Genomic DNA, 14,291 nt, shown 5'->3' with positions numbered 1-14,291 from the left:
CTTTGTTTGCTCTGCCAAATAGTTTTAAATTTGCATTCATTAAAAACAACACAACCAAAAGGATAATGAGCAACACAATCACAACTACAGATTTTAATTTCCCGAATCAGAAATCAGTTTACCGCGGAAAAGTTAGAGAAGTTTATAATATTAATGATGAACTTTTAGTAATGGTGGCAACAGATAGACTTTCGGCTTTTGATGTAGTTTTGCCAAAAGGAATTCCGTATAAAGGACAAATCCTAAATCAGATTGCAACAAAATTTATGGAATTGACGCAAGATATCGTTCCAAACTGGCTGATTGCAACTCCAGATCCAAACGTTGCTGTTGGACATTTATGTGAACCTTTTAAGGTAGAAATGGTAATTCGCGGTTATTTATCTGGTCATGCAGCTCGTGAATATGCTGCAGGCAGAAAACAAATCTGCGGTGTTACTATGGCTGAAGGCCTAAAAGAAAACGATAAATTTCCAGAACCAATTATTACACCAACTACAAAAGCAGATAATGGTTCTCATGACGAAGATATTTCTCGTGAAGATATTTTAGCAAAAGGAATTGTTTCTGAAGAAGATTATTTAGTTTTAGAAAAATATACTCGTGCTTTATTTCAAAGAGGAACTGAAATCGCTGCAAAACGCGGATTGATTTTAGTGGATACCAAATATGAGTTCGGAAAAACAAAAGAAGGTATTATTGTTTTAATTGACGAAATCCATACTCCAGATTCTTCTCGTTATTTCTACGCTGACGGATATGCTGAAAGACAGGCAAATGGAGAGGAGCAAAAACAATTATCTAAAGAATTTGTTCGCCGTTGGTTGATCGAAAATGGTTTTCAAGGTCAAGAAGGACAGCAAATTCCGAATATGACAGACGAATATATCGAGTCTGTTTCTGAAAGATACATCGAATTGTTCGAGAATATTTTAGGAGAAAAATTTGTAAAAGCTGATATTGACAATATTGATCAACGTATTGAAAAAAACGTATTAGATTACCTTTCTTCAAAATAGTAATTTCGGGTTTAAACTAACGATTTAAACCATGAAATTTATAACCCAAAAAAATGCCCTGCTAATTGTATGTTTTACAGCAGGGCATTTTCTTTTTGCGCAGATTGATAAAAATGCGACAAAGGAAACTAAAAACTTATATCAGAATCTTAAAACTATTTCCGAAAAGCATATTCTTTTCGGGCATCAGCACGCGCTTGAATATGGACATGGATGGAGTAATGAGCCTAATCGTTCAGATGTAAAATCGGTTACGGGTTCGCATCCTGCCATTGTTGGGATTGATTTTAGTGATTTTTCTGGTCGTTCCAAAGACCAAATTGAAAAGACTAAAGATTTATTGCGAAAAAATGTAATCGATACGTATGAAAGAGGCGGAATTACAACTGTTTCTTTGCATTTTAATAATCCAGCTTCTGAAGGAGGATTTTATTGGAAAGAAGGAATTTCAGCTGCTTCCATGTCTTTGATAAAGCCCGGAGGTTCTCATCATGAGGAATACAAAGAGATTTTAAAAACTATTGCCGATTTTGCACATTCTGTTAAAGCAAAAGATGGAAAACTTTCCCCGATGATTTTCAGGCCCTTTCACGAATTTGATGGCGATTGGTTTTGGTGGGGGAGAACGCATACTTCTCGAGAAGATTTTATTGCGGTTTGGCAGTTTACGGTTTCTTATTTAAGAGATACTTTGGGAGTTCATAATTTTATTTATGCTTTTTCTCCTGATAATAAATTTAATTCTGAAGCAGAATATTTAGAGCGTTATCCAGGTGATGAATTTGTTGATATGCTTGGCATGGATGATTATGGAGATTTTGGAAGAAATGGCAAATACGACCTAGATGCTGGACTAAGAAAACTTAAAATATTTTCTGATTTGGCTATAAAAAAGAAAAAATTAGCTGCATTTACAGAAACTGGACTAGAATCAATTCCTAATGAAAAGTGGTGGACAGAAGTTTTACTTAAAACTTTAAAATCCCAAAATCTGCAATTGGCTTATGTTTTAGTTTGGAGAAACGATGTTACAAGTCCAACGCATTATTATGCGCCTTTTCCGGGACAAGTAAGCGAAAAAGATTTTATAAAATTCTATGATGATTCTTTTACTTTATTTGAAAAGGATTTGAAGAACATTTACAGCAAGAAATTTAAGATTTAGTCTATTCTTCAACAAATTAAGAACGTAATTTAGGTCAAACTAAATTGCGTTTTTTTATTTTTTTGAAGTAATCATGCAACCTTCTCGAGTTTTAAGTCGTCTAACAAGTAAATCATCATCATCATCAATCATTTAACAAACAATCATCATGAAAAAATCAGTAGTTATTTTAGGATTATTTTTCCTTTTTGGAAATGTTTCTATTGCATCAAATTCGGCAATTGCAGCTAAAAATCAAGTAGAATTTTCAGTTTATGGAAAATCTCCGTTACATCTCGCCATTAGCAAAGGCGATTTTGAAGCCGTTAAGAAGTTCGTTCTGTATGGCACCAATGTCAATAAAATGGAAAATAATATGACGCCATTAATGGTTGCAGCAAGATTTAACCATTGTGACATTATTAAATTATTACTTGCCAATGGAGCAGATTCGTCAATCGAAAACTCGCATGGTTTAACCGCTTTGAATTATGCAGAGTACGCCAAATCATCAGACTCTATTACTATTTTAAAGACGCTAAAAGAAAATCGTAAGAATAGTAAATAGAAAAAGAAAAGTGCAATTCAAAAAAACGGAATTGCACTTTTTTATTTTAAAATGATAAAGTGTTATTCCATTTTCTCTTTTAAATTTTCTAGACCTTTTTGCAGATCGTTTCCAATCATTTGATCCATTTTTAGCATCGGAAGCATAATATTTGTTGGATAAGGAATTACACCGCTGATTCCCCATCTTACTTTTGTCTGATTTCCCGAAACCGGTTCAGTAGACATAAATCCAACTGCAGTATCTTCCATTGGCTTTTTAAAACGAAGAGCAAAATCCAGACGTCTATTTTCTGTTATTTTCGTAATCTCTTGTTCGCCAACTCCAACTTCTTTTACATTACTTTCCCAAGAAGATACAGCGCCTACTGCGTCATCAGTACCTTTATAAGTAATCCTTATTTTTGGATCCCTATTGGCCCAAACACTAAACTCATTTTGGTTCTTTAATGATCTGACATATTTAAAAATACTATCGGCAGGTTTGTTGATCGTAATTTCTCTTTCAACCGAATATTCCTTCGGCATAAAGTAGGCAAGAATTAAAACAATCGAAATGAATAAAATTAAAATAACTAGTAATCTTTTAATGAAAATCATGGTTTTTTGTTTTTAAGGTTAGTGTTTTTTGGATAGATTTTTTTGCTAAACAAAGAACTATAGGGCTTTTAGATTGAAACGCTATCTTTTGGAATTTTAACCCTATAGTAAATTTAAAAAATTATTTGAGAGTTTGAAATGAAGGGGTTTGCAAAAAAGATTAAAAATAAATAAGATTTATTGTAACATTTTCTTTTTTATGTAGTCTATTATAGTAAAACCATTAATTTGGTAACGTTTGGGTTCTTTAATTATCGTTTTATTAAGTAAGTGTTAAGAATTGGTTAAAACATGGTACTTTGCAATGCATAATACGATAAAATGAATTACTTTTACATCAGAAATTAAAATCATCAATAATCAATTAATAAACAATCAATCATTATGAAAAAATCAGTTATTTATTTAGGACTAGCCTTGGTAACATTTGGAAATGTAGCAATGGCTTCAAACGGAGTTTCAACTGTTAAAAATCCAATTGAACGTACAGGTTATACAGCAAACCCTTTAAATGTTGCTATTAGCAAAGGAGATATTGAAACAGTTAAGAAATTTATTGAGTACGGAGCAGATGTAAATTTAATTTCAGAAGATCTTACTCCATTAATGACAGCTGCACGTTATAACAAATTTGAAATCATTAAAGTTTTATTGGCAAATGGCGCAAAAGCTAGTGCAAAAAATGAAAATGGTTTTACTGCATTGAAATATGCAGAATTATCAAATGCTTCAGAATCTATTGCGATTTTGAAAGATTTGAAATAACGGTATAAAAAAGTTTTGAGTTAGTAGAAAAAAAGACCTTTGTGAGCAGAAGGTCTTTTTTTTGTTTTAGAAAGAACTCTAAAACAAAAAAGCATCATTATAAAAATGATGCTTCTTCTTTTTTAAATCCCAACAAATTGATTTAAAACTAAATATTTTGATTGCTATTCTATTGGCACATCTTTTTTTCTATTGAATACCCAGAATAAAATTGGGAATACTAATAAAGTTAAGACTGTAGCCGTCATTAAGCCACCGATAATTACAATAGCCAGTGGTTTTTGAGATTCTGAACCAATTCCTGTAGAAATTGCAGCGGGCATAAGACCAATAGAAGCCATTAAGGCAGTCATAACTACAGCTCTTGTTCTAGCTTTTACTCCTCTAAAAATAGATTCTTCGAGTGAGAATTTTGCTTTCAGATTATGATGGAATTCAGAAATCAGAATAACTCCATTTTGAATACAAATTCCTAAAAGAGCAATAAATCCAACTCCAGCAGAAATTCCGAAATTCATTCCTGTAATATGAAGCGCAATGATTCCGCCAATAATGGCAAATGGAACGTTGGCAAGAACAAGAAGAGAATCCTTAAAGTTTCCAAACAAAATAAATAAAAGAACAAAAATTCCAATTAAACTTATCGGTACCACTTGTGCTAAACGAGCACTGGCACGAACTTGATTTTCAAATTCTCCTGTCCAACCTGTTGTGTAACCTGCAGGAAGTTTCAATTTATTTACTTTTGATTGTGCTTCAGCAATGGTACTTCCTAAATCTCGATCACGAACAGAAAATTTAACTCCTATAAAACGCTTGGTATTATCTCTGTAAATAAATGCCGGACCTGTAATGGTTTTGATGTCGCAAATTTCTTTTAAAGGAATTTTGATTCCGTTAATCGTTGGAACTTTAATTTCTTCCAAATCTTTTTCGTCTTTTCTATATTCTTTTGAAAAACGAACACGAACATCAAATTTTTTCTCATCCTCGTATTTTTCAGTTGCTGTTTTTCCTCCAAAAGCTAATTCTAAAACCGCTTGAGCATCACTTAAAGTTACTCCGTAAGCTGCCATTTTTTCTCGATCAAGAATAACGCTTATTTCTGGCTGACCAACATTTCTTAAAATACCAGCATCTTTAATACCTGGAATATTTTTAATCTGTGCCAAAACTTCATTTGCGAGCTGATCCAATTTATTCAAATCATCGCCATAAATTTTAACCGCATTTGATGCTTTAAATCCCGCTACCGATTCTGCAACGTTATCAATTACAGGTTGCGAGTAATTGTAGGTTATCCCTTGGTGGACTTTTAGTTTTTCATCCATTTCATTAATCAATTCATCCATAGAGATTTTACGTTTCCATTCTTTTTGCGGAATTAAGTCTACTTGTAGCTGAATAAACCCAAAACCATTTGGATCGGTTCCGTCATTGCTTCGTCCAGTTTGCGATAATACCTTTTTTACCTCTGGAAAACTTTCTAAGTCTTTTCTAATTATTGCCGCTGTTTTAACACTTTCGGGAAGAGAAGTACTCATTGGTAATTCGGCAGTAACCCATAATGCACCCTCATTTAATTGAGGTAAAAATTCTGTTCCTAAGAAACCTGCAGAAAAGAAAACCCCAACTAGTAACGCCGTAGAGGCAATTAGAGTTTGTACTTTATGCTTGAATGTCCATGCAAAACCTTTAGAAACAATTCGATCCCAAAAATTAACAAACGGATTGTGTTTTTCTTTTACATTTTTATTCAATAAAATATGCGAAAGAACAGGTACTAAAGTTAGTGTAAATATAAGGGCTCCCAACAATGCAAAGCCTAATGTAAAGGCTAGGGGAGAGAACATTTTTCCTTCTACTTTCTGGAACGAGAAGATAGGAAGCAAAGCCGTGATAATGATTAACTTTGAAAAGAAAATGGCTTTACCCATTTCAGTTCCTGTTCTTTTGATCAAGCTTCCTTTGGCAATTTTATTAAATTTCTCCATGCCCAATTGATGCGCTCGATGATCTAAAACTACAAATAAGCCTTCGACCATTACAACGGCTCCATCAATGATAATTCCGAAATCGACAGCACCTAAACTTAATAAGTTGGCGCTCATTCCCATCATTTTAAGACATAAAAAAGCAAATAATAAAGAAAGCGGAATTACGATCGAAACTGTAAAAGTAGTTCTCCAGTCTGCCATAAATAAGAATACCACGACCGTAACCAGAATAATACCTTCAAATAAGTTATGCATTACCGTTTCGGTCGTAAAATTCATCAGATTATCACGATCGTAGAAAGTTTCAATTTTAATATCTTTTGGCAAGACATTATCATTTAGATCTTTGATTTTTGCTTTTATAAGGGCAAGTGTTTCTTGAGGGTTTTCACCTTTTCTCATTACTACAATTCCTTCAACGGCATCGTCATTATCTCCAAGACCGGTCTGACCAACTCTTGGCATTGAACTTTCATAAACTTCTGCTAGATTTTTAACTAAAATTGGATTTCCGCCAGCATCATCAACAATAATATTTCCAATATCTGCCTTTGATTTTAATAAACCAACACCGCGAACAACAAAAGCTTGTCCGTTTTTTTCAATAACATCACCTCCCACGTTTAAGTTTCCAGCATTTACCGCATTATAAACTTGTAGTGGCGTAATATTATATTTGGCTAGTTTAATCGGATCAACTCCAACTTCGTATGTTTTAGTTTGTCCACCAAATACATTTAGATCGGCAACACCAGGAAGAGAACGAAGCTGTTTATCAATTACCCAGTTTTGGTATGTCAATAATTCTCTACTATCTCTACTGTTGCTTTTTACAATATATCTAAAAATTTCTCCTGTTGGGCCATAAGGTGGCTGAACATCTGGTTCTACATCATCGGGAAGTGAAACATTCTTCAATAAATTGTTTACTTGGAAACGGGCAAAAGTATCATCTACGCCATCGTCAAAAATAATTTTTATAACCGATAAGCCAAACATGGTAATGCTTCGAACGCTTGTTTTCTTTTGAACAGAGTTCATCGCAATTTCAATTGGAGAGGTTACAAAACGCTCTACCTCTTCAGCACTTTTCCCGTTCCATTGCGTGATGATGATAATCTGTGTATTGGTAACGTCAGGGAAAGCGTCGATAGGCATATTTTTGAAAGAAATAAATCCAGCAACAGCCAATAATCCTACCCAAAAGAAGGTAAATGCTTTATTCTTTAAAGAGAAAGCAATAATGTTTTTTATGAATTTGTTCATGTTCTTAGTTGTTTAAAGCACCATAAATAAATAGCTGATTGTTTGTGATTACTTTTTCATTCTCTTTCAATCCGCTTGAAATGTAAGTAGTATCACCAACAACTCTGTAAACTTCTACTTGTCTTGTTTCTATATTATTACGGTCTTTAAATACCACAACAAAGTTTTTACTTTTATCAAAAACAATTGCTTTACTCGGCACGGCTATCATAGATTGATTTTCGTTGAAAGACAATTTAATATTAGCATTCATATCTGGCTTAAGCATATAATCTGGATTGCTTAGTTTGATTCTAGCCTGCATTGCTTTAGTTTCTGGATCAATTACATTGTAGATTTTGTCTACTTTTCCTTGAAATACTCTATCAGGGTAGCTTAAAGTAGTTACAGCGGCAGAAGTTCCTAACTTTACTTTATTAATGTCGATTTCATTAATATTGGCCATTGCCCAAACTTCACTAATTTCTGCAATATCAAATATGTTTTCAGAACGGTCGTTACGTAAAAGCATATCTTGATTAATGCTTTTTTGAATTATAAAACCGCTTATAGGTGCCGTTACTTCGTAAATAGATCCCGCTTTGATATTGTAAATTTTATAAGTCTCTTGAATCTTGCTTAATTGCGACTGCGCTTTATTTACTTCAGATTTCGCTTGGAGAACATCGCTTTCAGAATTTAGTTTACCATCAAACAATTCTTGAGCAACTTTTAAATTATTCTTCGCAACAAGCAAATCACTTTTAGCATCTATAGCTTGTTTTTCAAAATCGGCTACATCGGTACTTTTTATTGTCGCAAGAACTTGTCCTTTTTTTACATAATCCCCAAGTTCAACATTTACCTTCATAACATTTCCACCAACTAGCGGGTAAACATCAATCATTTTATTGTTGTCAGCAGTAATTTTTCCGTAAAAACTAAGTTCATTTTTCAAGGGCTGAGTTTTAGCTTCGGCTGTTGTAGTGCTTTTTAGCATAGTATTACTTAAAACAAAAGACGTATTTGTTTCAGGATTCTCTACTTGTTTTTTGCAACCTGTTAGAGATAGACTTGCAATTGCGATTCCTATGAATAATGTATGTTTCATTTCTTTACTGTTTTAAAATAAATCTTTGTTAATGGTACTATTTAATTCTTCGCCGGCGATTACTACTTTTTTCTTTAATTCGTTTAACTGAATTATGGCCTGATTGTAGCTTTCCATAAAATCGGTAAATTCTAAAAGGCTTACATTTCGTTTCTGAAAATTGGTAAGCATTCCATTGTAAACGGCTTCAAAGTCTGAGTTTACCGTTGGCTTAATCACACTGTAGTTTTGTCTCGATTCATCCCATTTTGTCCAAGCCGAAGTAATTTCAGTTTGAAGTTGCAGTTCAAAATTCTGTTTTTCAACCTTAGATTGTTCTAAAATAGTTTGGGCATACTTAATGTTTCCTTTGTTCTTATTCCATAACGGCAACGGAATCCCAACACTAACATTGGCTTCGTTGTTGAAAGCTCCACTTCGCTGATCATAATTGGCTCCTAAAGTAAGATCTGGAATCGCAAGTGATTTCTGCCATTTTACATTCAATTCATTAGCTTCAATCTCTTTTTGTTTTGCTAAATAATCAGGTCGATTTGCAATAGCTTGTTCTTCAAAGCTTTTAAGATCAAAAGCAATAACTTTTAAATATTTATTCGAATCGTCTTTGCTAACAGAAGGAATTACATTTTCAGTTTCATTCAACAGCAGTTTCAGATTAGCTTGTTCATCTATATTATTGTTTATTACTTCCAATCGTTCATTTTTGAAGTTGAGATACAACGATTGTAAACGAACAACATCCTTTAAAGGAATATTCCCTTTTTGAGCTTGAACTGAATAAGAATTGATCAAATTTTCGATATGAGCTAACTGTTTATCAGTATTTTCAAGGTTTTTAGTGTTGTAATAAACGGTGTAAAAGCTTTTACGCAACTGTAGTTTTAAAGTGCGCAGTAAATCATTGAATGAAAGTTCTGCCAATTGCGCATTGGTTTGTGCAAGTTTGATTTCATTACGCTTTTTACCGCCAAGATAAATAAGTTGCTCAATGCCAAATACTTTTTGACCCTCTTTGCCTATGTCAAAAAACTTATCTCTTTCTGGGTTGTATGCATTCAGTTCGGCTGTTATTACGGGGTTTTCCCAAATGCGCGCCTGAATGGCTAGAGCTTTTGATGCATCGATGTTGTATTGCGATGCCAGCAAGAATAAATTCTTTTTTAAAAATTGGCTTTCACAGTCCTGAAGAGTGACTGTTTTTTGCGCTATTGCAGTCTGATTCAAAACTGCAAATAACAGCAATGCGAATAACTTTTTCATTGTATTGATTTTGAGTTATACAAATATGCTATCAACAGGCTTTAGGGGAGCTTAAAATCTACCTTAAAAATAGCTTAAAAAAGTTTACAATTCGAAAAATAATTGAAATAAATTCGTGTTAATATTTGGAGTTGAGTAGGTTATGTTAGCTTTGTGAACCGTCAGAATACGATGAACAATTCTTAAGCCAAGTCCAAAGCCAGAAGTTCTTTTTGAATTTTGTCCACGCATAAAAGGCTCAAAAAGATTTTTTTGTTCTTCTTCGTTTAAAGTCTCTCCTGTATTCGAAACAGAAATGATAAGATGATAATGGTCTGTGCTTATTTTTACTTTTGCCTGTTTATTGTCCGAATAGATGTAGGCATTTTTTAAGATATTAGTTAAAGCAATTTCCAAAAGATTTTTGTTTCCTTTTATTTCCAAAGCAGTATCCAGATCATCACTTTCTTCCATTTCAAAAAGAATAGCAAAATCGGGAAATGTTTTGTTGATTTTTTCTATTGAAGAAAATAAAATTTCATCTAGACGCTGAATTTCGATGTTTTCTGTATTTCTATTGTCAATTTTTGAAAGAATAAGCAACGAATTAATTAGTTCGCCCAAATGATTAACATCAGCCAATATATTTTTAAGGAAAGAATTATTCTTCGGTTTTAGATCTGGATCGGCAATAGCGTTTTCAATCTGAGAAGTCATTCTAGAAAGCGGTGTTCTTAATTCATGTGAAGCATGAGCAGTAAATTCCTTCTGTTTTTGATACGAAACTTCAATTCGATCCATCATAAAATTAAACTCATCGGCAAGCAGATCGACTTCATTTTTGGTGCTGTTGGATGCAATTCTGGTATCGAGATTATTTTCGTTAATGTTTTTTATTTTTTGATGAAAAGCAAGAAGCGGATTCATCGCTTTTCTAACCATAAAAGAGGTTAATAGCCAGCAGATCGTAGTAAAGAAAATATATGAAACAACTAATGTGTACCTTAAAAAAAGTAATTTCTTTTTTCCATAATCATCAGTTGCTGATATCAAAGCATAAAAGTCCTTGTCGTTTGTATCATAAAAAACGCCATAGACTTCATAATCTCCTTGTTGCTTAAAAAATGTTTTATTCTTTTTTAAATATTTCAAGTCTTCAACCGACCAATTAATTTTGGCATCGTCAATACTACTATAGATTAGCTTATAATTAGAATCGAAAACTAAGGTTTTCTCGTCATATAGTTTATTGATAGAATTTTGATCTATTATTTTTAAAAGCTGGTTATCGATCTGTTTGACATTCACCAATAATTTGATGTTCGATAAAGCTTTAATTTCTAATCGATCACGGAACTCTTCTTTTCTATAATTAGAATACAAAATGAATATCACTGTAGATGCCAGTCCGAAAAGGATGGTAAACAGTAAACTTACTAAAAGTGATATTCTATTTTTTAATGTCATTCTTGATCGCTTAGATAATAGCCGTAGCCAACTTTGGTACGGATAAGTTTTATTTCGTGATCTTTGTCTATTTTCTTTCTCAAAAAGTTAATGTAAACTTCAATGGTATTTTGATTGGTTTCAATATGATAGTCCCAAAGTTTTTCAGCAATAAATTGTTTCGAAAGCACTTTTCCTTTGGCATGAGCCAAAATTAAAATCAACTTAAATTCTTTCGGAGTAAGTTTAATTTCTTCATTAGATCTAAAGACCTTCATATCTTCTTCAAAAATTTCTAAATCTTTGATTGCAATTTTGCTTTCTATCTGCTGCGGAACTTCCTTTCGTCTTAAAAGAGATTGTACTCTAGCGTATAATTCTTCAAAATGAAATGGTTTAACTAAATAATCATCTGCGCCACTATCAAAAGAAGATAGTTTATCTTCGATTTCACTAAAAGCAGTCAGCATGATTATTGGCGTTTTATTATCGATTTTACGAATGCCTTTGCAAACTTCTATTCCGTTTAATCCAGGGACATTGATGTCAAGAATAATCAAATCGTATTCGTACGGAAAATATTTTTTCAGTAACAACGAACCATCATAATAAGCAATACACTCGAACTTCTTAGAGGTAAAGAATGCTGAGATTTCTTTAGACAAAGTAAAATCGTCTTCGAGTAGTAGTATTTTCATTCTTGAAGGAAATTTATAAATTCGGCCATTTTGAGAAACAGCCGAATTTAATATAAGGTATTGTTTTAATTGAAATAAGAGAACGTCTCATTGTTCTCAATCTTCTGTAATGACTCATAAATCAATTGAATAACATTTTCAACATCCTCTCTATGAACCATTTCTACAGTTGTATGCATATATCGCAAAGGAAGCGAAATCAATGCAGAAGGAACACCTCCATTACTATAAGCAAAAGCATCAGTATCTGTCCCTGTTGCACGAGAAGTAGCATGTCTCTGAAAAGGAATTTTGTTTTCTTCGGCAGTATCTACAATCAAATCGCGAAGTTTATTCTGAATAGCAGGAGAGTACCCAATAACAGGACCTTTCCCCATTTTAAGGTCGCCTTCCACTTTTTTATCAATCATTGGAGTAGTGGTGTCATGGCAAACATCGGTAACAATGGCAACATTTGGTTTTATTCTGTGTGCGATCATCTCGGCACCGCGAAGACCAATTTCCTCCTGAACAGAATTTACAATATATAAACCAAAAGGAAGGGTTTTATTGTTTTCTTTTAATAAACGAGCCACTTCAGCAATCATAAAACCGCCCATTCTATTGTCGATCGCACGGCAGACAAATTTGTTTTCGTTCAAAATCATAAATTCATCTGGATAAGTAATAACACATCCAACATGAACGCCTAAAGCTTCAACTTGCTCTTTGTTTTCGCAACCTAAATCAATAAAAATATTACTTAGTTTAGGAATCTCTTCCTTGTCGCGCAAACGAGTATGAATTGCAGGCCATCCAAAAACACCTTTAACGATTCCATTTTTAGTATGAATATTGACTCTTTTAGAAGGAGCAATCTGATGATCAGAACCACCATTTCTAATAACATATATTAAACCATCTTCCGTAATATAATTTACATACCACGAAATTTCATCAGCATGTCCCTCAATAACAACTTTGTACGGAGCATCAGGATTGATTACTCCAACAGCAGTTCCATAAGTATCCGTTATAAAAGTGTCAACATAAGGTTTCAAATACTCCATCCAAAGTTTCTGGCCTTCACTTTCGTAACCAGTAGGAGAAGCGTTATTTAGGTAGCTTTCTAAGAATGCTATAGAAGTATCATTTAAGATAGAATTTGTGCTCATAAAAATATTTTTCTGCTAAAATATAAATTTGGTATTAGAGTTGTGTATAAATATATAATTTTACACTTAAATTATGATTCAATGAGATTAACCACCTTTTTATTTATACTCTTAGTTTGTTTTTCTTCTAAAGCCCAAGTTACTCCCAAAGAGAACGAACAAATGGGATATATATTAACAGAGAAAGATTCTATTTTAGGCGACACCATTCAACTGCCAGAAATAATTATTTCAAAAGGACAGAAGATGAGTCCAGAAGAAATGAAACAATTTCAAATTCTTCAAAATAGAGTTTATAAAGTTTATCCTTATGCAAAATTGGCTGCAGAGCGATTAACGGCATTGAATAACGGAATGGCGCGTTTGAAAACCAACCGTGAAAAAAAGAAGTATTTCAAAATTGTAGAAGATTATCTAAATAATGAATTCGAAGAAAGGCTTAAAAAACTTTCTAGAAAACAAGGACAAATTTTAGTAAAGCTAGTCCACCGCCAAACAGGAATTACAACGTATGAACTCATAAAAACACTAAAAAGCGGATTCAAAGCCTTCGTTTCGAATACCACCGCCAATTTGTTTGATATTAGTTTAAAAGAAGAATACAAACCCTACGATGTAAATGAAGACTATTTGATAGAAACCATTTTGGTAAGAGCATTTGAATCTGGCAGATTAGCAAATCAAAAGCCAGCCAATCCCTTGGATTATGAAGATCTAGCCGAAAAATGGCAGCAAAAAGCAAAAGATCTAAACAAGAAATAAGTATACATATATATAAGGTATATAAACCCGACAGTTTTTTAAAATCTGTCGGGTTTGTTTTTGTACATATATATAATTAGAAAACTTAGATTGTCTGGCTGAGCGAAGTCGAAGCCTTTTATACAATATATAATAAGGAGCTTAATCCCGCTATCCGCTCCAATCTTTTGTGCCGAACCCCGGCACAAAAGGATTTCTGCTTCTATCGGGGCTAGGGCACCGGTTTCCAGAAGAAAAAAAACAGGGAAGAATGGACGGTCCCAGAAGAAAAACCAGCACCAAAAAGAAACTTTGCGCCTCTGCGCCTTTGCGAGATTAAATAAAATCCAGCTTTGAGCCCTAGCGCCTTTGTGGCGGAATACCCCAAAGAGAAGCAAAACGAAGAAAAACCGCACAGGGAATTGAAAAAAGTTAAAATGTAAACGGCGAGTTATTAGAATGTTAAGAAAAACATGGAAAAAATATCAAAAAAACTCTTTGAAAAAGCTTGCGTAAGCGGAAAAAGGTTCTACTTTTGCACCCGCAACAGCGAAGGCGTTCATCG

The 14,291-nt window shown here is 33.3% G+C and carries 12 protein-coding genes; 5 read left to right on the top strand and 7 right to left on the bottom strand.

Annotation, left to right across the window (positions count from 1 at the left end; all coding sequences use genetic code 11):
* Nucleotides 1-65: 65 nt before the first annotated feature.
* The 3 genes from BSF41_RS13410 (at nt 66) to BSF41_RS13400 (ending at nt 2,731) form a co-directional block, all read left to right on the top strand.
* Nucleotides 66-1,019 (top strand): phosphoribosylaminoimidazolesuccinocarboxamide synthase, encoded by a 954-nt coding sequence (locus BSF41_RS13410; protein ID WP_095930009.1) that lies wholly within the window; start codon nt 66-68, stop codon nt 1,017-1,019.
* Between the two features lie 31 nt (nt 1,020-1,050).
* On the top strand, nt 1,051-2,184 hold the full coding sequence (locus BSF41_RS13405; RefSeq protein ID WP_095930008.1) for a glycoside hydrolase family 26 protein: 1,134 nt from the start codon (nt 1,051-1,053) through the stop codon (nt 2,182-2,184).
* Nucleotides 2,185-2,332: 148 nt separating this feature from the next.
* The gene (locus BSF41_RS13400) at nt 2,333-2,731 is read left to right on the top strand and encodes an ankyrin repeat domain-containing protein (RefSeq protein WP_095930007.1); all 399 of its coding nucleotides are present in this window, start codon (nt 2,333-2,335) and stop codon (nt 2,729-2,731) included.
* A 62-nt stretch (nt 2,732-2,793) separates the two neighbouring features.
* Here the strand turns inward: BSF41_RS13400 and BSF41_RS13395 are convergent, their stop codons facing one another.
* On the bottom strand, nt 2,794-3,330 hold the full coding sequence (locus BSF41_RS13395) for an SRPBCC family protein (RefSeq protein ID WP_095930006.1): 537 nt from the start codon (nt 3,328-3,330) through the stop codon (nt 2,794-2,796).
* Nucleotides 3,331-3,714: 384 nt separating this feature from the next.
* Here BSF41_RS13395 and BSF41_RS13390 point away from each other — a divergent pair, with 384 nt between their 5' ends.
* Nucleotides 3,715-4,095 carry an ankyrin repeat domain-containing protein gene (locus BSF41_RS13390; protein WP_095930005.1) on the top strand — a complete coding sequence of 127 codons (381 nt, stop codon included), beginning with the start codon at nt 3,715-3,717 and terminating at the stop codon, nt 4,093-4,095.
* A gap of 164 nt (nt 4,096-4,259) precedes the next feature.
* Here BSF41_RS13390 and BSF41_RS13385 read toward each other — a convergent pair whose 3' ends face one another.
* The 6 genes from BSF41_RS13385 to BSF41_RS13360 form a co-directional block, all read right to left on the bottom strand.
* Nucleotides 4,260-7,358, bottom strand: coding sequence for an efflux RND transporter permease subunit (locus BSF41_RS13385; protein WP_095930004.1), 3,099 nt, complete (start codon nt 7,356-7,358; stop codon nt 4,260-4,262).
* Nucleotides 7,359-7,362: 4 nt separating this feature from the next.
* Nucleotides 7,363-8,448, bottom strand: a complete 1,086-nt coding sequence (locus BSF41_RS13380) for an efflux RND transporter periplasmic adaptor subunit (protein ID WP_095930003.1) — start codon at nt 8,446-8,448, stop codon at nt 7,363-7,365.
* Between the two features lie 12 nt (nt 8,449-8,460).
* Nucleotides 8,461-9,708 (bottom strand): TolC family protein, encoded by a 1,248-nt coding sequence (locus BSF41_RS13375; RefSeq protein ID WP_095930002.1) that lies wholly within the window; start codon nt 9,706-9,708, stop codon nt 8,461-8,463.
* An 84-nt stretch (nt 9,709-9,792) separates the two neighbouring features.
* Nucleotides 9,793-11,154, bottom strand: coding sequence for a HAMP domain-containing sensor histidine kinase (locus BSF41_RS13370; protein WP_095930001.1), 1,362 nt, complete (start codon nt 11,152-11,154; stop codon nt 9,793-9,795).
* Complete coding sequence (locus BSF41_RS13365; RefSeq protein ID WP_095930000.1) at nt 11,151-11,831, bottom strand: response regulator transcription factor; 681 nt, start codon at nt 11,829-11,831, stop codon at nt 11,151-11,153. The genes BSF41_RS13370 and BSF41_RS13365 overlap by 4 nt, the downstream gene beginning before the upstream one ends.
* A gap of 65 nt (nt 11,832-11,896) precedes the next feature.
* Nucleotides 11,897-12,985 (bottom strand): M42 family metallopeptidase, encoded by a 1,089-nt coding sequence (locus BSF41_RS13360; RefSeq protein WP_095929999.1) that lies wholly within the window; start codon nt 12,983-12,985, stop codon nt 11,897-11,899.
* 81 nt (nt 12,986-13,066) lie between these two features.
* On the opposite strand from BSF41_RS13360, the gene BSF41_RS13355 reads away from it, so the two are divergent.
* Nucleotides 13,067-13,747, top strand: a complete 681-nt coding sequence (locus BSF41_RS13355) for a DUF4294 domain-containing protein (protein WP_095929998.1) — start codon at nt 13,067-13,069, stop codon at nt 13,745-13,747.
* Nucleotides 13,748-14,291 lie beyond the last annotated feature (544 nt).

Origin of the sequence: Flavobacterium sp. ACN2 (genome assembly GCF_002303885.1) — a bacterium.
GTDB lineage: Bacteria > Bacteroidota > Bacteroidia > Flavobacteriales > Flavobacteriaceae > Flavobacterium.
Note: the sequence above shows the minus strand (reverse complement) of the source record. Positions and strands in the feature narration are given on the sequence as shown.

What these genes read in the sequence shown, in the direction of transcription:
- BSF41_RS13410 (WP_095930009.1), top strand. Translation starts at nt 66, where the DNA reads ATGAGCAACACAATCACAACTACAGATTTTAATTTCCCGAATCAGAAA.
- BSF41_RS13405 (WP_095930008.1), top strand. Translation starts at nt 1,051, where the DNA reads ATGAAATTTATAACCCAAAAAAATGCCCTGCTAATTGTATGTTTTACA.
- BSF41_RS13400 (WP_095930007.1), top strand. Translation starts at nt 2,333, where the DNA reads ATGAAAAAATCAGTAGTTATTTTAGGATTATTTTTCCTTTTTGGAAAT.
- BSF41_RS13395 (WP_095930006.1), bottom strand. Translation starts at nt 3,330, where the DNA reads ATGATTTTCATTAAAAGATTACTAGTTATTTTAATTTTATTCATTTCG.
- BSF41_RS13390 (WP_095930005.1), top strand. Translation starts at nt 3,715, where the DNA reads ATGAAAAAATCAGTTATTTATTTAGGACTAGCCTTGGTAACATTTGGA.
- BSF41_RS13385 (WP_095930004.1), bottom strand. Translation starts at nt 7,358, where the DNA reads ATGAACAAATTCATAAAAAACATTATTGCTTTCTCTTTAAAGAATAAA.
- BSF41_RS13380 (WP_095930003.1), bottom strand. Translation starts at nt 8,448, where the DNA reads ATGAAACATACATTATTCATAGGAATCGCAATTGCAAGTCTATCTCTA.
- BSF41_RS13375 (WP_095930002.1), bottom strand. Translation starts at nt 9,708, where the DNA reads ATGAAAAAGTTATTCGCATTGCTGTTATTTGCAGTTTTGAATCAGACT.
- BSF41_RS13370 (WP_095930001.1), bottom strand. Translation starts at nt 11,154, where the DNA reads ATGACATTAAAAAATAGAATATCACTTTTAGTAAGTTTACTGTTTACC.
- BSF41_RS13365 (WP_095930000.1), bottom strand. Translation starts at nt 11,831, where the DNA reads ATGAAAATACTACTACTCGAAGACGATTTTACTTTGTCTAAAGAAATC.
- BSF41_RS13360 (WP_095929999.1), bottom strand. Translation starts at nt 12,985, where the DNA reads ATGAGCACAAATTCTATCTTAAATGATACTTCTATAGCATTCTTAGAA.
- BSF41_RS13355 (WP_095929998.1), top strand. Translation starts at nt 13,067, where the DNA reads ATGAGATTAACCACCTTTTTATTTATACTCTTAGTTTGTTTTTCTTCT.